This is a genomic window from Rhodococcus olei, assembly GCF_039540555.1.
Classification (GTDB): domain Bacteria; phylum Actinomycetota; class Actinomycetes; order Mycobacteriales; family Mycobacteriaceae; genus Rhodococcus_G; species Rhodococcus_G olei.
Genome location: NZ_BAABFB010000077.1, coordinates 1 through 14,131, shown reverse-complemented (window position 1 = coordinate 14,131; position 14,131 = coordinate 1). Strand labels below are relative to the sequence as shown.

Annotated in this window: 17 protein-coding genes; 9 read left to right on the top strand and 8 right to left on the bottom strand. The window is 68.3% G+C overall.

What is annotated here, in order from left to right; genetic code table 11:
* The first annotated feature begins 160 nt into the window (after nucleotides 1-160).
* On the top strand, nucleotides 161-463 hold the full coding sequence (locus ABD951_RS28770) for a three-helix bundle dimerization domain-containing protein (protein ID WP_425569979.1): 303 nt from the start codon (nucleotides 161-163) through the stop codon (nucleotides 461-463).
* 324 nt (nucleotides 464-787) lie between these two features.
* Nucleotides 788-1,801 (top strand): alcohol dehydrogenase catalytic domain-containing protein, encoded by a 1,014-nt coding sequence (locus ABD951_RS27630; RefSeq protein ID WP_345353314.1) that lies wholly within the window; start codon nucleotides 788-790, stop codon nucleotides 1,799-1,801.
* Nucleotides 1,802-1,858: 57 nt separating this feature from the next.
* Here ABD951_RS27630 and ABD951_RS27625 read toward each other — a convergent pair whose 3' ends face one another.
* Nucleotides 1,859-2,014, bottom strand: coding sequence for a hypothetical protein (locus tag ABD951_RS27625; protein WP_345353312.1), 156 nt, complete (start codon nucleotides 2,012-2,014; stop codon nucleotides 1,859-1,861).
* 138 nt (nucleotides 2,015-2,152) lie between these two features.
* Here ABD951_RS27625 and ABD951_RS27620 point away from each other — a divergent pair, with 138 nt between their 5' ends.
* From ABD951_RS27620 to ABD951_RS27605, 4 genes are all read left to right on the top strand, one after another.
* Entirely contained in the window at nucleotides 2,153-2,710 is a 558-nt protein-coding gene (locus tag ABD951_RS27620; RefSeq protein ID WP_345353310.1) for an NADPH-dependent FMN reductase, read from the top strand.
* A gap of 69 nt (nucleotides 2,711-2,779) precedes the next feature.
* Nucleotides 2,780-3,196 carry a DoxX family membrane protein gene (locus ABD951_RS27615; RefSeq protein WP_345353308.1) on the top strand — a complete coding sequence of 139 codons (417 nt, stop codon included), beginning with the start codon at nucleotides 2,780-2,782 and terminating at the stop codon, nucleotides 3,194-3,196.
* A 149-nt stretch (nucleotides 3,197-3,345) separates the two neighbouring features.
* Entirely contained in the window at nucleotides 3,346-3,705 is a 360-nt protein-coding gene (locus ABD951_RS27610; RefSeq protein WP_345353306.1) for a nuclear transport factor 2 family protein, read from the top strand.
* Between the two features lie 5 nt (nucleotides 3,706-3,710).
* On the top strand, nucleotides 3,711-4,916 hold the full coding sequence (locus tag ABD951_RS27605; protein WP_345353322.1) for a low temperature requirement protein A: 1,206 nt from the start codon (nucleotides 3,711-3,713) through the stop codon (nucleotides 4,914-4,916).
* Between the two features lie 35 nt (nucleotides 4,917-4,951).
* On the opposite strand, the gene ABD951_RS27600 is transcribed toward ABD951_RS27605, so the two are convergent.
* From ABD951_RS27600 to ABD951_RS27585, 4 genes are all read right to left on the bottom strand, one after another.
* Nucleotides 4,952-5,326, bottom strand: coding sequence for a nuclear transport factor 2 family protein (locus ABD951_RS27600; RefSeq protein ID WP_345353304.1), 375 nt, complete (start codon nucleotides 5,324-5,326; stop codon nucleotides 4,952-4,954).
* A gap of 211 nt (nucleotides 5,327-5,537) precedes the next feature.
* Nucleotides 5,538-5,990 (bottom strand): nuclear transport factor 2 family protein, encoded by a 453-nt coding sequence (locus ABD951_RS27595; RefSeq protein WP_345353302.1) that lies wholly within the window; start codon nucleotides 5,988-5,990, stop codon nucleotides 5,538-5,540.
* A 126-nt stretch (nucleotides 5,991-6,116) separates the two neighbouring features.
* On the bottom strand, nucleotides 6,117-6,740 hold the full coding sequence (locus ABD951_RS27590) for a TetR/AcrR family transcriptional regulator (RefSeq protein ID WP_345353300.1): 624 nt from the start codon (nucleotides 6,738-6,740) through the stop codon (nucleotides 6,117-6,119).
* 118 nt (nucleotides 6,741-6,858) lie between these two features.
* Nucleotides 6,859-7,551: a dienelactone hydrolase family protein gene (locus ABD951_RS27585; protein ID WP_345353320.1), complete on the bottom strand. Its 693-nt coding sequence runs from the start codon at nucleotides 7,549-7,551 to the stop codon at nucleotides 6,859-6,861.
* Nucleotides 7,552-8,095: 544 nt separating this feature from the next.
* Here ABD951_RS27585 and ABD951_RS27580 point away from each other — a divergent pair.
* Nucleotides 8,096-8,542: a nuclear transport factor 2 family protein gene (locus ABD951_RS27580; RefSeq protein WP_345353298.1), complete on the top strand. Its 447-nt coding sequence runs from the start codon at nucleotides 8,096-8,098 to the stop codon at nucleotides 8,540-8,542.
* A gap of 4 nt (nucleotides 8,543-8,546) precedes the next feature.
* Here the strand turns inward: ABD951_RS27580 and ABD951_RS27575 are convergent, their stop codons facing one another.
* Nucleotides 8,547-9,068, bottom strand: coding sequence for a hypothetical protein (locus ABD951_RS27575; RefSeq protein ID WP_345353296.1), 522 nt, complete (start codon nucleotides 9,066-9,068; stop codon nucleotides 8,547-8,549).
* A 147-nt stretch (nucleotides 9,069-9,215) separates the two neighbouring features.
* Between ABD951_RS27575 and ABD951_RS27570 the strand changes: the two genes are divergently transcribed.
* Nucleotides 9,216-10,238, top strand: a complete 1,023-nt coding sequence (locus ABD951_RS27570) for a tyrosine-type recombinase/integrase (protein WP_345353294.1) — start codon at nucleotides 9,216-9,218, stop codon at nucleotides 10,236-10,238.
* A gap of 9 nt (nucleotides 10,239-10,247) precedes the next feature.
* On the opposite strand, the gene ABD951_RS27565 is transcribed toward ABD951_RS27570, so the two are convergent.
* Together ABD951_RS27565 and gdhA are read right to left on the bottom strand one after the other, a co-directional pair.
* A complete protein-coding gene (locus ABD951_RS27565) occupies nucleotides 10,248-10,847 on the bottom strand; it encodes a DUF8020 domain-containing protein (protein WP_345353292.1) in 600 nt (199 codons plus the stop codon).
* A 240-nt stretch (nucleotides 10,848-11,087) separates the two neighbouring features.
* On the bottom strand, nucleotides 11,088-12,431 hold the full coding sequence (gdhA, locus tag ABD951_RS27560; protein ID WP_345353318.1) for an NADP-specific glutamate dehydrogenase: 1,344 nt from the start codon (nucleotides 12,429-12,431) through the stop codon (nucleotides 11,088-11,090).
* A 225-nt stretch (nucleotides 12,432-12,656) separates the two neighbouring features.
* Between gdhA and ABD951_RS27555 the strand changes: the two genes are divergently transcribed.
* Nucleotides 12,657-14,066, top strand: a complete 1,410-nt coding sequence (locus ABD951_RS27555) for an NAD(P)/FAD-dependent oxidoreductase (RefSeq protein WP_345353290.1) — start codon at nucleotides 12,657-12,659, stop codon at nucleotides 14,064-14,066.
* The last annotated feature ends 65 nt before the right edge of the window (nucleotides 14,067-14,131 follow it).

Sequence of the window (14,131 nt, the reverse complement as noted above, 5' to 3'; positions counted from 1 at the left end):
GTCTTCCTGGCCTCACCCCGGGCCGGCAACATCACCGGGGCCGACTTCGTGATCGACGGTGGCCTGATCAAGACCCTGTGACGCCGTCGCGAGCTGCCGTACCCACGTGGTGGCCCGAGAACCCGTTGACGCCCGACCACCGCACGGGTGAGACTGCCTCATGGTGCCGAACGAGGAACAACATCTGATCGACCTCGCTGCCAGACGCCTCGCCGAGAAACACCCGGACAGATCGTTCGCGGCCGTCAGCGATGCGGTCACTCGGGCGCGCGCCCACTTCGTGGGCCGTCCCATCCGGGACTTCATCCCCCTCCTCGTCGAGCGCCACGCCGAGGCCGAGCTGAGCCGCCAGAGCCCAGCAGACCTCCCTGTCGGTGCCGACTCGGTGAGCGAAGGCGGGGGTGATCTTCGCCCGGTCGAGAACGGCGCTCACGAGCCGGGTGGGCGGCATCGCAGGATGTAGACGTGCCCGCCACCGGTCGCGGGCGAGCGACGGCTTCTGCGAGGTACGCGTTCGCAGTTCCCACCCCCAACGAGTCCGGTCGATCGTCGGGTCTTGCCAGACGATGTACCGAACGGTTTGACTGGAATGCGGGTCCGATCTCTCGCTCCGCCGTGTGGCGTGTCGGCGAACCTGGGACCCGGAAGGGCCGCTGCGACCGTCCGGTCCTCTCGTGGTGCACGGGCAGCGTCGGATTTGTCGCTCGGCCGGCGCGCGGGAGGCCGAACTGTGGCATGCGGAAGCGCCCGATCCCATGACCGCCCGACATGGACAGCGAGGACTCAGATGCCCACTCATCGAGCAGTGCACGTCGCATCGGCCGGCGAAAAGTTGACCCTCGTCGACGTCGACACCACCCCACCTGGACCCGGCCACGTCCGGATCGCCGTGTCCGCGTGCGGAATCTGCGGCACCGACCACGGCTTCGTCAACGGCGGTTTTCCCGGAATGACCTGGCCGCTGACCCCCGGACACGAAATCGCCGGAACCATCGCCGAAGTCGGCGCCGGAGTGGCCGGATTCGGTGTCGGTGACCGCGTCGCGGTGGGCTGGTTCGGCGGCCACTGCAACCGGTGCGTTCCCTGCCGCCGGGGCACCTTCATCCACTGCGAGAACCTGCAGATCCCGAGCTGGCACTATCCCGGTGGCTACGCCGAGTCGGTGACGGTGCCCGCCAACGCCCTCGCCCGCATCCCCGACGAGCTCTCCTTCACCGAGGCCGCGCCGATGGGCTGCGCCGGCGTCACCACCTATGACGCGCTTCGCAAGACCAAGGCACTGCCCGGCGACCGGGTCGCGGTCCTGGGCGTCGGCGGCCTCGGCCACCTCGGGGTGCAGTTCGCCCGGGCGATGGGCTTCGAGACCGTCGCCATCGCCCGCGGAGCGGGCAAACGCGACGACGCCCTCGCACTCGGGGCCCACCACTACGTCGACTCCACCGCCGGTGACGTCGGTGACGCCCTACGGGAGCTCGGCGGGGTGTCGGTGGTGCTCGCCACCGCCGCGAACGCGGCCGCGATGGCCGCCACGATCGGTGGCCTGCTGCCGCAGGGCGAACTCGTCGTCATCGGCGCCACCGCCGACCCGCTGCCGATCAGCCCCAATCGACTGATCATTCCTGGACTGAGCGTGACCGGCCATCCCGCCGGCACCGCCCGCGACGCGGAGGAGGCGATGCGGTTCGCGGTCCTGACCGGTGTCCGTGCCCGCATCGAGGAACGCCCCCTCGACGACGCCGCGCACGCATACGCCGACTCGGACGCGGGACGAGCCCGCTACCGCATCGTTCTGACCATGTGACCGGCCACGGCAGCCGCCCAGGTCAGCGCCACCAGCGACCACGGATCGCCGGGCCGATCATCCGGCGGATCCGGGGTGGTCCGAATGCAGGTGCTCGCTGACCGTCTCCGCGATGTCGCCGAGGATCTCGAGTTGTTCCGGGGTGAGCAGGTCGACGAAGCAATGTCGCACTCCGTCGAGGTGCAGGGGCGCCGCCGCTTCGATCGCTGCCATGCCGTCGTCGGTGAGCGCGATGTCGAATCCGCGAGCGTCGGTGTCGCACGGGGCCCGGCGAACGCTCCCGCGGGTTAGGCGCTCGCCGACACATGTCGAAACCTGGTGCCACATCCATTCCGATCACGAGTGATCGTCATGACCAGAATCGGCATCATCGTCGGCAGCACCCGCCCCAACCGCAACAGCGGAAAGGTCGCCCGATGGGTTCAGGCCGTCTCCGCCAAACGTGGCGACGCCGAATTCGAGGTGGTCGACTTGCGCGACCACCGCCTGCCGCACCTGGACGAACCGATGTCCGCGGCCTACGGGCACTACCAGCACTGGGCCGCCACGATCTCGGCGTTCAACGGGTTCGTCATCGTGTCCCCCGAGTACAACCACGGCATCCCCGGAGTGCTCGAGAACGCTCTCGACTACCTGTACGCCGAATGGAACAACAAGGCGGTCGGATTCGTCACCTCGGGCGGTGTGGGCGGGGCCCGGGCGGCGGAACACCTCCGCACGACCGCCGGAGAACTGCAGATGGCTGACGTGCGCCGGCAGGTCACCCTGTCGTTGGGTTCCGACTTCGAGAACTACACGGACTTCGCTCCTCGCGCCCACCAAACCGCGGCCGTCAATGCGATGATCGACCAGGTCATCGCGTGGAGCACCGCGCTCGCCCCGGTTCGAGCCGCGGCAACCGCAGCCTGAAGCCGGGACGCGATCGGCCACCGACCGCACCACCGACTTCCCCTCACCACCGCCATTGGGAGGCACATCATGGACATCGTCGTTCTGATCGGCCGGATTCTCTTCTCGGTGCTGTTCCTGTCCTCGGCCGTCGGGCACCTGACCCAGTCGAAGGCCATGGCACAGTACGCGGGCGCCAAAGGCGTACCCCTGCCCCAGATCTCGGTCCTGACCTCGGGCGTCCTCCTCGTCCTCGGCTCGCTGAGCGTCCTCCTCGGCGTATGGGCCGACCTCGGCTGCCTGCTGCTCGTCGCGTTCCTCGCCCCGACCGCGGTGCTCATGCACAACTTCTGGTCCGAGACCGACCCCCAGGCCCGGCAGACGGAGATGGTCCAGTTCAACAAGGACATCGCGCTCGCCGGCGCGGCGCTGATGCTGTTCGCCTTCTTCGCCCACACCGGCGACCTCGGGTTGACCCTCACCGGGCCGCTGTTCACGCTCGCCTGACGTGGACGGCGCGGCGACGGACTCCCTGAACGGCCGCTCCCACCCGTCCGATCTGCGTACCGTGGACCAACAGTCGCCAGGTCGGACGAAGCGACGTTCTCGACCGCAGCACCCGACTTCGGCGCAGGAACGCACGAAGGAGATCAGGGATGACTCTCTCGCGGACACTCTCGCCACAGGAATCGGCCGACCGGCTCGCGATCCGTGAACTCGTCGACACCTACGCCCACCGCGCCGACCGCAGGGACCTCACGGGCCAGCTCGCATTGTTCACCGCCGACACACGTTTCGTGGTGTACATGGACGCCGCGTCGACCGAGCCGACGCAGGACCTGCGCGGCCGTGACGCACTGATGCCGGTCTTCGACGATCTCAACTCCTACACCGCGACCACCCACTTGAACGGGCAGAGCCGGATCGCCGTCGACGGCGATCACGCTACCGGCGAGAGTTACCGTCTCGCCCATCACCTGGTCGACTGGACCGAAACACGCACCACCACCCCGTGACCCCGATGACCTCGCGCCGGCAGCGATGGGCCCGACTGTGGAGCCGTGTCTGGCAGCCACCGCGCGCCCACGGTGAGCAGCCGCGTGACCGCGTGGTCGGCCCGCTCGAGCTGTTCTACGACCTCGTCGTCGTCGCGCTCGTGGCGCAGACGGCACACGGATTGTCGCAGCAGCCGACCTGGCGCGGACTGGGCGAGTTCGCCACCGTGTTCACCCTGATCTGGATCGCGTGGCTAAGCGGCAGCCTCCATCACGAACTGCACGGCCGGGAGGACGCCCGCGGACGCAGCACCTTCCTGCTGCAGATCCTCGTCCTCGTCCCCCTCGGAGCCTCGATCCCGCACGCGGCCGGCGACAGCGGCGCAGCGTTCGCCGTCTCCGCGGCGGCACTGTTCGCCCTGCTGGCTGCGCTCTGGTGGCTGGCAGGGCGCCGCGATTCCCCCGAATTCCACCGCGCAAGTTGGCTTTTCGACGCCTGCACCGCGGCCTGCGCGGTGGTTCTCCTGGTCAGTGCGGCGATGCCCGCGGACACCCGGATGCTGGCCTGGGCCGCGCTGGACGTCGCCTATCTCGCGGCCTTCGCTGTCGCGCTCTGTCTTGCTCCGTCCGGGTCCGTGACACTTGTCACCACCCACGCGCTGATCGAACGGTTCGGGCTCCTGATCATCATCGTCCTCGGCGAGACGGTGACCGGGGTCGTGACGGGGCTCGCCGAGCATCCCCTCGACACCCTCACCCTGGCCGTCGGGCTGGTGGCGGTCCTCGTCGGATTCGGGGCCTGGTGGACCTATTTCGACTTCGCCGGCCATCGCCCGCCACGCCCCGGGCGGGGCACCACCCTCTTGTGGATCTACGCGCACCTGCCGCTGACGGCCGCCATCACCGTCATCGGCGCCGCGATGGTCCGGATCGTCGAGCACGCCCACGACGCGCACACGCCCACCAGCACCGCCTGGATGCTCTGCGCGGGAACGGCTGTCACCCTGTGCACCACCACCGTAATCGCCTCCACCCTGCAGGACTGGCGGACGCGACCGGGCTTCCACCGCCCCGTGGCCGCCGCCTGCGTCAGCATCGCCGTCGCGGCGCTCGCGCTCGGATACGCACAGCCCGCCCCGCTGCTGCTCGTCGTGGCTCTCGTCGCCCTGTACAGCATTCCCTGGCTCCTGGCAGTGACGTTGCTGCAGCGTCCGCCCGCCACCGCCATCTGATCGTGCCTGCTCCGATCACCTCGACCGTGCGCCACTCACGATGGGGACGTTCGGGCGCTTCCGGTGACGATGGTGTAGAGCTCGACGATGACGCCGTCCTCGACGCGAGCGATGTCCATGCCGGTCACCACCGGCCTGCCGGCGGGCCCGTAGCGGAAGGCGAGGTGACCGATGTCGTCGAGACCCGACGCGACGCCTGCGGCCTCGAAGACCCAGTCCGGGTTCTCGGCACGCAACTCGTCGGCGCGGAGTTCGAAGCCCGTGCGCCCGCGGACAATCCGGTCCGGCTCGTGCCACACCACATCGTCGGCATAGTTGTCCGCGATGACCGCGGCCCGCCGGGCCCGGTCGGGTTCGTTGAAGACCTCGAGGAGGTTGACTCGCATGAGGTCGGCGGGGTGTTTCGCCATGGTGAGTCCAGTCCTGTCGGGTGGTCGCCGTCGTTCGTTCGGAGGGTGGCGCTCGACCCACCGTCATCGTGACCGAGTACCGGGGTTCGACGTCCGGATTCGTTCACGGGGCCGCCCCGACGGCCGTTCGAGACGGCACGGCGCATCCGGCCGCCTCCGGCGAGTTCGCCTCGTGCCCATCGGAATCCCGGCGGGGTCGACGCCGGATCGGTCAGGTCGCCGTGACGGCGCCGGCGAAGTCCGGCTGCACACCCAGTTGGGCGAGCATGACGCTGAGGCCGACGTAGCAGTTGAACTCCTTGACCTTCCCGTCCTCGACGTACCAGAAATCGGCGGTCGGGATGGCGAGTTCGGCGCCCGTCGGCTCGACGACGCCGGCCGGTGTCGCGAACGGCCCGGTGACGGTGCCCTGGATCGTCAGCTCGACGGCGACGATGTCGCCGAGGACGTGGAACCGATGAAGCTCGCGGTGGACGTCGGGCGCCAGTTTGCTCATGAAGACCAGCAGATCGCCCAGATGCTCGCCCCGGTAGATCTCGCCCGCGACGACGTTGTTGAACACGCCGTCCTCGGTGAACAGATCCATGAACCCCTGGACGTCCAGGGTGCTGCCCTCGGCCGCCTTGTACGCGGCCCGGACCACGGCCTCTGCGTCGGTGGTCATCGCACTCTCCCCTTCTCACGAAGAAATCAAATGCTCGAATCAAGACTGCGACCCCGCTCGAACCTTGTCAAGCAAACATTTGAATTAATTGTGACACCGACTCCGTGTGCCCAGGTCGGCCCGATTTCAGGGGTACCCGTGGAACGCTCCGGCCACCACCGGGACGAGCTGCCGCTCGACGTCGTCCGCGGGTGTGGCGGCCAACTCGGCGCCGATGGGTGCCAATGCGAGCCAGTTCAGCAGTCCTGCCGCACACCGCGTCCGGAAGACCAACTCCTGTTCGTCGACACCGGGAAGGCACACCGCCAGCACGCGAACCGCCTCCCGGCGGGCCTGCTCGAACTTGCCGGCCAGGCGCTCCCATCCCTGTGGTGGATCGATCCCGACGCGCGCCACGGTCCGGATGGTCGCCAACTCCGACCCACCCGCCGCGAGCGCGCGCACCATCGGGCGGGCGAATGCGGCGGCCAACTCCTGCAGCGTGGACGACGATTCCAAGGACACGAGCTCCTGGACCTGTGCATCCAGGTACCGCTCCAACGCGTACTCGATCGCCGAGTCGCACAGCCCCTTCAGCGACCCGAAGTGATAGCTCACCGCGGCGACGTTCACGCCGGCGCTCTCCGTGATCTCACGGAGAGTCACCCCCTCCTGCCCCCGCACTGCGAGCAACTCCACGGCAGCGGTCAGCAGGCCGTCGCGCGTCCGCTGACCGGCCTCTCGACGTAGATCCGACTTCTCCGCCCGCACAGCCGAAGTCAAGCAGGCGCCGAAATTCGCTGTCAAACGGCAGGGCCGGGGCGTTCTGGTGGTTGGTGGCAGGAAGTCGCGCACCCGATCCGGGCACGGGCCGTCAGCACATCGACGATCACCGCAGATGCTGGTTGAAGAAGCCGAAGACCCGCTGCCAGGCGTCCTCTGCTGCTTCCTTGTTCTCACCGAAACCGGTGACACGGGCCAACGCCTGCACGGGGGCACGGTCGGCGAAGCTGTGCCCCGTCTTGGGGTATGTCTTGACGTCGTACGGAATTCCCTTCTGTGTCAGCACTTCTTCGAGTCGTCTGCCGCTGTTTCGGTTGAGTCTGTCGCGTTCTCCGAAACTGGCAACGACAGGGCAGCCGCCGTCGACGATCTCGGCGTACTTGCTCTGCAGTGGCGGCGGATAGAACGGTGCTGATGCCGCGAACCCCTTGGTGACGGCGACCAGGGCGAATCCGCCACCCATGCAGAATCCGGCGATACCGATCGCGCCGGTGCAGTCGGGCCGGGACGTCAACAGTTCACGTGCCGCTGCGATGTCGTCGAAGCTCCGGCCTTCGTAGGCCATGAGGTCGCTCATGACCTTCTGCATGCATCGGATCACCCCACCGCGGGCGAACAGGTTGGGGGCCACCGCGAGGAAGCCGGCGTCGGCGATCCGGCGCGCGATCTCGCGATGGGGCGCACGGAGCCCGAACGCGTCGTGGATGACGACGACGCCCGGCCACGGCCCCTCCCCGGAAGGAACCTCGAGTACGGCATCGATGGACCCGGCCGGCGTCTCGATCTCGATATCGGTCATGGTGTACGTGTCCCTCTGCTGGATTGTTCGGTGTCCGTACGGTGCTGCGGTTGGTGCGGCGAGCGTCACGCCGGCGGCTCGAGCGCGGACCGATACAGCGGACGCCAGGCCCGGTACCGAAACACGGTCGACGGCGGCCCGAGCGCGGTCCTTCGCTCGGCAGGCCGGAATCACCGACGACACACGCACGATTGCTTCGGTGTTCATCCCTTCCTCCTGCTGCTCACGGCATGTACAAAGTGGACAACCGACGCTCGCCATTGTCGAGGAAGGACACCGAGATGCCAGATCGGCTTGCGGGAAAGATCTGCGTGATCACAGGCACCGGCGGAGCCATGGGCCGTGCCACCGCCCTCGTCTTGTGACAACAGACTCGGTTTCGGTCCGGATTGCGAGACCGCGAAGATCGGTCGATCCGCAGCGAATCAGACACGACAATGAGCCGAGTACACATGGATTCGCTCAACCTGGGCGCCGATCATCGAGTCATGAGCCACCGAGCACCCACCGCACTCAACGCCCACACCTGGAGAGGAGAGGCCCGATGAGCAAGTCCGTCAGTGACGACTCCCCGTTCGGGGCGAACAGCCCGTTCTTCCGCATCGTCAAGGAGGGGTTGGCGGGTCTGGTCGACGGGGAGGACTATTTCGACCTGCTCGCCGACGATGTGGTCTTCGAGTACGTCATCTCCGTGCCGGGATATCCACGCCGGGTCGAAGGACGGCAGAACATCGCCGACCTCTACAGCGGCTACGGCGACTACATGTCGCTGCGCAGCGCCGACAATCTGCGGGTCCACCACGACCGCGACGCCTCGGTCGTCGTCCTCGAGTACGAGGTGCACGGCACGTCCGTCCAGACCGGCCGGCCCTACGACAACCGCTTCGTCTCCATCGTCACCATCACCGACCGCAAGGTGACGCACTGGCGTGACTATCTCGATCCGGTCGCCGTGTTCGACGCATCGGGATGGCCACAGACCCACGCATAGCCCGTCAGCCATAGCTGCGCCGAGCCGCGGCTGCGATCGCGCGGTACTCCTCCCTCCGGTGCGCGATGTGCGAGTCGACCCGCATGTGGTCGCGCATCGTCGGGATCGCGGCGCTGTCGTCGACGTCGATCCCCCGCCGGCGGAGCCAGGCGTGCACCTCGCTCCACAGCCACGTCTGCCCCAACGTCAGGTTGAACGGCAGCGGGAACGGATCACCGACGTGACGACGGCCGGTCACCCACAGCGCCACGGCCTGCCGGGTGCAGCCGGCGCGTTGCGCGATCAGCCTGCGGTCCACCAGGTCCGGCTGCGTACGTTCCACGTCGACACCGAGCTCGGCGAGCCGGGCCACGAGGTCGATGCCCGCGGCGTATCCGCGATGCCCGTCGGTGGTCGCGGTGACCACCTGCAGCGGTCCGTGGTCGTCGAATACGGCGCCGAGCTCCGCGCGCACCCGGTCCTCGACCCCCGGCGGTGTCACCGATGTGACGAACGAGTAGCGGTAGCCCCGTGTTTCGTGGTCCACGCGCCGATCCTACGACCCCTCCACCCGCACGTTGACGAACGTCAACAGCCGGCCCGGCGCGACCGAACAGCCCAACCGGGCCACCCGGAGCCGGGCAGCACCGGAGCCACTCGCGACCCGTGCGCCCCATCCGGCACAATCGAACACGTGACCGAATTCCTGCACGACTGGTTCGAGGAGTTCCTCGTCTACCGCAGCACCGCCAAGCCGTCCCCGAACACCCTCCGCGCCTACCGGCAGGACTACCGGGCCGTCGCCGACTCGCTCGCCCACGCCGCCGGAACGTCCCCGGGCCTGCTCACTCCCGACGTCATCGACAAGGCGACGATGCGCGCGGCCTTCGCCGAGTTCGCGGACACCCGCCAGCCCGCGTCCATCCGCCGCTGCTGGTCCACCTGGAACATGCTGTGCGACTTCCTGTTCGCCGCCGACGCGATCGTCGCCAACCCGATGTCGTCGGTGCTGCGCCCGAAGGCGCCGAAGACCGTTCCCAAGGCCTTCCACGCCGACGCCGTCGAACGCCTCGTCCGAACACTGCAGGCCCCCGACGAGGGCGCGCGCGCCTGGCCCGAACGCGACCTCGCGCTGATCCTGACCGGACTGCTCACCGGCCTGCGCTCGGCCGAGCTGATCGCGATCGACCTCGGCGATCTGCGCGACGCCTCCGGCGCCGGGCCCGGGCGCGCGAAGGTCATCCACGTCCACGGCAAGGGCAACAAGCAGCGCGTCGTCACGGTCGAACCCGTCGTCGTGGACGTGCTCGGCGACTACCTCGCCAGCCGGGCCGAACGGTTCCCCGCGACGACGCGCAGACGCGCGGATGCCGGTCCGTGGCAACGGTTCTCCGCCGCGGACCCGATGTTCGTGGGCCGCGACGGCACCCGGATCACCCGCGGCACCCTGCAGTACCGCGTCGAACGTGCCTACCGACGCGCCGGGATCAACGGGGATCGAGCGAAAGGCGCTCTGGTGCACCAGCTCCGGCACACCTTTGCCACCGCGATGGCCGACCAGAACGTCAGCGTCTACACCCTGATGCGGATGCTCGGGCACGAATCCATGACCACCACCCAGCGGTACACCTCGGGGGCGGGCACCGAGGTCCGTGGGGCGGCAGCGCTGAACCCGGCCTACGACCTCGTGAGTCGCACGACCGGGCCCACGCCGTGACCGGGTCGGTCAGGGCAGCGTGGCGATGAACGCGAACACCGCGGGCTGGGCGTCCGGATTGGCCCGCACGACGCCGTTGACGGCGCCGATCACGCCGCCGATCGCGGCCCCGAGCGGGCACCCGACGAACAGGAACAGAACACAGCCGGCGACCAGGCCGATCGCGGCGCCCGTGTTCGCCTCCAGCTGGCCGCCGTTCAGCCAGCCCTTCTCGATCTGCACGATCATGTTCTGGTAGGCCGCCTCGCTGTACGCCGGGTGCACGCCGACCGGCGGCGCCTGCGGCGTCAACATCAGCTCGCGACCGCTGCCGCCGATCGTGGCGGAGACCGGGACCGCGACGCCACCCACGCTGTACGCGAGCGGGATTCGGGTCAGTGCGGTGCCCGCGCCGTCGACGACGTCGACCGCGGTCCCGCCGGACACCATTCGGAACGCCCCGGAGTTCAGCACGGTTGCCACCGAACGCCCATCGGGCAGGATCGAGGTCGTGTAGCCGACCCCGCTGTCACCTTGCGCCGGAACCGAACTGGCATACGACGTGCCAGCGCCGACACCCATCGCCGCAACAACGGCCACGGACAGCGCCGCGGCCTTGTGGAGTTTCATGGTGGGGCTCCTACTCCGATAAGTCGGTGATGTGCCACACCGACAGCGGGAAGACGGCCCCGATCGGGTCGTGAACCGTCAAGGAACATCCCCTAGAATAGAGTCCGAAATGTCGTACGTCTGCCCCTTACACCTACCAAAAAGCGGGGTTGACCACGGCAGACACACCTGACGAACGCGAAGGCGCCAGGCAAGTGCCCGGCGCCTTCGTCGTATCTGTGGGTGGTGTCCGCGGCCGCGTCAGATCACGCCGAGCGCGAACATCGCGTCGGCGACCTTCACGAAGCCGGCGATGTTGGCGCCGAGCACGTAGTCGCCCGGCTTGCCGTACTCCTCGGCGGTGGTGACACAGCGGTGGTGGATGTCGCTCATGATCTTCGACAGACGCTCGTCGGTGTAGTCGAAGCTCCAGGAGTCCCGCGAGGCGTTCTGCTGCATCTCCAGCGCGGACGTGGCCACACCGCCCGCGTTCGCGGCCTTGCCCGGCGCGAACGCGACGCCGGCATCCCGGAACACCGCGATGCCCTGCGGCGTCGTCGGCATGTTCGCGCCCTCGGCGACGACCTTGACCCCGTTGTTCACCAGGGTCTTCGCGGACAACTCGTCGAGCTCGTTCTGGGTCGCGCACGGCAGCGCGACGTCGCACGGCACGTTCCAGATGTTGCCCGCCGCGACGAACTCGGCGTCGGAGCGCTCGTCGGCGTACTCGGAGATGCGGCCCCGGCGGACCTCCTTGATCTCCTTGAGCAGGTCGAGGTCGATGCCCCGGTCGTCGACGATGTACCCGGAGGAGTCGGAGCAGGCGACGACGGTGCCGCCGAGCTGGTGCACCTTCTCGATCGCGTAGATCGCGACGTTGCCGGAACCCGACACCACGACCCGGCGGCCGTCGAGGCTGGTGCCCGCGCACTTCATCATCTCGGCGACGAAGTAGGCCGCGCCGTAGCCGGTGGCCTCCTTGCGGACCATCGAACCACCCCACGTCAGGCCCTTGCCCGTGAGGACGCCGGACTCGTAGGAGTTCGTCAGCCGCTTGTACTGGCCGAACAGGAAACCGATCTCACGGCCGCCGACTCCGATGTCGCCGGCCGGGACGTCGGTGTACTCGCCGACGTGGCGCTGCAGTTCGGTCATGAACGACTGGCAGAAGCGCATGATCTCGCCCTCCGACTTGCCCTTGGGGTCGAAGTCGGAGCCGCCCTTGCCACCGCCGATCGGCAGGCCGGTCAGCGAGTTCTTGAAGATCTGCTCGAAGCCCAGGAACTTCACGATGCCCAGGTTGACGCTGGGGTGGAAGCGCAGGCCGCCCTTGTAGGGGCCGAGTGCGCTGTTGTACTGCACCCGGAAGCCGCGGTTGACGTGCACCCGGCCCTGATCGTCCTGCCACGGGACACGGAAGATGATCTGGCGCTCCGGCTCGCAGAGCCGCTCGATCAACGCGCCGTCGGCGTAGTTGGGGTGCCGCTCGAGCACGACCGTGAGCGATTCGAAGACCTCGGCGACAGCCTGGTGGAATTCCGGCTCACCGGCGTTCCGCCGCACGACCTGGTCGAAGTAGTTGTCCACACGCTCACGGACCTGCACACTCACCGCGACAGCCCTCCTCGAGTACTCGTAGGTGTTACCAATAGTTAAAGCCAAGGTAATCACACGGTTTGCTCACATTGCCAACCGGTCGGACGTGAGATTTCCCGCGTGTGAGATTCACCGGCCCCGCGACACGCCACCGATCCCGCGCTCACCAGGCCGGGTCGGGGCCGCGGTACTAGCGTGAACACTGTCGTCGACTGCAGCTCGAGGAGTGTGCACATGAGCGTCACGTCCGTGGATTCGCCCCGTCACCGCGTCGTCATCATCGGGTCCGGCTTCGGCGGCCTGTTCTGCGCCCAGGAGCTCAAACGCGCCGACGCCGAGGTCACCCTCGTGGCCCGCACGACACACCACCTGTTCCAGCCGCTGCTGTACCAGGTCGCCACGGGCATCCTGTCGGTCGGCGACATCGCCCCGGCGACGCGGCTGGTACTGCGCAAACAGCACAACGCGCACGTGCTGCTCGGTGACGTGCGCAGCATCGACCTCGAGGCCCGCACCGTGACCTCCCGGCTGCTCGACCGCGACACCGTCACCGAGTACGACAGCCTGGTCGTCGCCGCCGGCGCCGGCCAGTCGTACTTCGGCAACGACCACTTCGCCAAGTACGCACCGGGCATGAAGACGATCGACGACGCGCTGGAGCTGCGCGGTCGCATCCTCGGCGCGTTCGAGGAGGCGGAACTGTCCGACGATCCCGAGGAGCGCCGGCGGCTGCTGACGTTCGTCGTCGTCGGCGCCGGACCCACCGGGGTCGAGCTGGCCGGTCAGATCGCCGAACTGGCGAACCGCACCCTCGCCGGCGCGTTCCGCCGGATCGATCCCCGCGACGCGAGGGTGATCCTGCTCGACGGGGCCCCGACCGTGCTGCCGGTCTACGGCGGCAAACTCAGCGCGAACGCGGCGTCCCGCCTCGAGAAGATGGGGGTCGAGATCCAGCCGAACGCGATGGTCGTGGACCTCGACGCCGACGGGCTCACGGTGAAGGACAAGGACGGCACGGAGCGGCGGATCGACTGCCAGTGCAAGGTGTGGTCGGCGGGCGTCCAGGCGAGTCCGCTGGGCAAGCAGCTCGCCGAACAGTCCGGCGCCGAGATCGACCGGTCCGGCCGGGTACACGTCAACCCGGATCTGTCGTTGCCCGGCCATCCGAACGTCTACGTGATCGGCGACATGATGGCCCTCGACAACCTGCCCGGCCTGGCGCAGGTCGCGATGCAGGGCGGCAAGCACGTGGCCAAGGAGATCAAGGCCGGGATCGCGGGGTCACCACCGGAGGCCCGGCACCCGTTCAAGTACTTCGACAAGGGATCGATGGCGACGATCTCCCGGTTCAGCGCGGTCGCCAAGGTCGGCAAGCTCGAGATCACCGGTTTCATCGGCTGGGTGATGTGGCTGGTGGTCCACCTGATGTACCTGGTCGGCTTCCGCAGCAAGTTCTCCACGATCCTGTCGTGGACGGTGACGTTCGTCGGCCGCGGCCGGGCGCAGATGGCCTCGACCGAGCAGCAGGTGTTCGCCCGCACCGCGATCGAGGACCTGCAGGACTACGAGCGGGCCCGGGCGGCCGGGTTGATCGGGGACCCGACCGCCGTCTTCACCGGCGAGGAACGCGAGAAGGCCGGCTAGCTGTTGCGGTTCATGAGGTTAGTGACGCGGTAGAGGCACGTCGGTAGATACGGGCGCGGGTCTCG

What these genes read in the sequence shown, in the direction of transcription:
- ABD951_RS28770 (WP_425569979.1), top strand. Translation starts at nt 161, where the DNA reads ATGGTGCCGAACGAGGAACAACATCTGATCGACCTCGCTGCCAGACGC.
- ABD951_RS27630 (WP_345353314.1), top strand. Translation starts at nt 788, where the DNA reads ATGCCCACTCATCGAGCAGTGCACGTCGCATCGGCCGGCGAAAAGTTG.
- ABD951_RS27625 (WP_345353312.1), bottom strand. Translation starts at nt 2,014, where the DNA reads ATGGCAGCGATCGAAGCGGCGGCGCCCCTGCACCTCGACGGAGTGCGA.
- ABD951_RS27620 (WP_345353310.1), top strand. Translation starts at nt 2,153, where the DNA reads ATGACCAGAATCGGCATCATCGTCGGCAGCACCCGCCCCAACCGCAAC.
- ABD951_RS27615 (WP_345353308.1), top strand. Translation starts at nt 2,780, where the DNA reads ATGGACATCGTCGTTCTGATCGGCCGGATTCTCTTCTCGGTGCTGTTC.
- ABD951_RS27610 (WP_345353306.1), top strand. Translation starts at nt 3,346, where the DNA reads ATGACTCTCTCGCGGACACTCTCGCCACAGGAATCGGCCGACCGGCTC.
- ABD951_RS27605 (WP_345353322.1), top strand. Translation starts at nt 3,711, where the DNA reads ATGACCTCGCGCCGGCAGCGATGGGCCCGACTGTGGAGCCGTGTCTGG.
- ABD951_RS27600 (WP_345353304.1), bottom strand. Translation starts at nt 5,326, where the DNA reads ATGGCGAAACACCCCGCCGACCTCATGCGAGTCAACCTCCTCGAGGTC.
- ABD951_RS27595 (WP_345353302.1), bottom strand. Translation starts at nt 5,990, where the DNA reads ATGACCACCGACGCAGAGGCCGTGGTCCGGGCCGCGTACAAGGCGGCC.
- ABD951_RS27585 (WP_345353320.1), bottom strand. Translation starts at nt 7,551, where the DNA reads ATGACCGATATCGAGATCGAGACGCCGGCCGGGTCCATCGATGCCGTA.
- ABD951_RS27580 (WP_345353298.1), top strand. Translation starts at nt 8,096, where the DNA reads ATGAGCAAGTCCGTCAGTGACGACTCCCCGTTCGGGGCGAACAGCCCG.
- ABD951_RS27565 (WP_345353292.1), bottom strand. Translation starts at nt 10,847, where the DNA reads ATGAAACTCCACAAGGCCGCGGCGCTGTCCGTGGCCGTTGTTGCGGCG.
- ABD951_RS27555 (WP_345353290.1), top strand. Translation starts at nt 12,657, where the DNA reads ATGAGCGTCACGTCCGTGGATTCGCCCCGTCACCGCGTCGTCATCATC.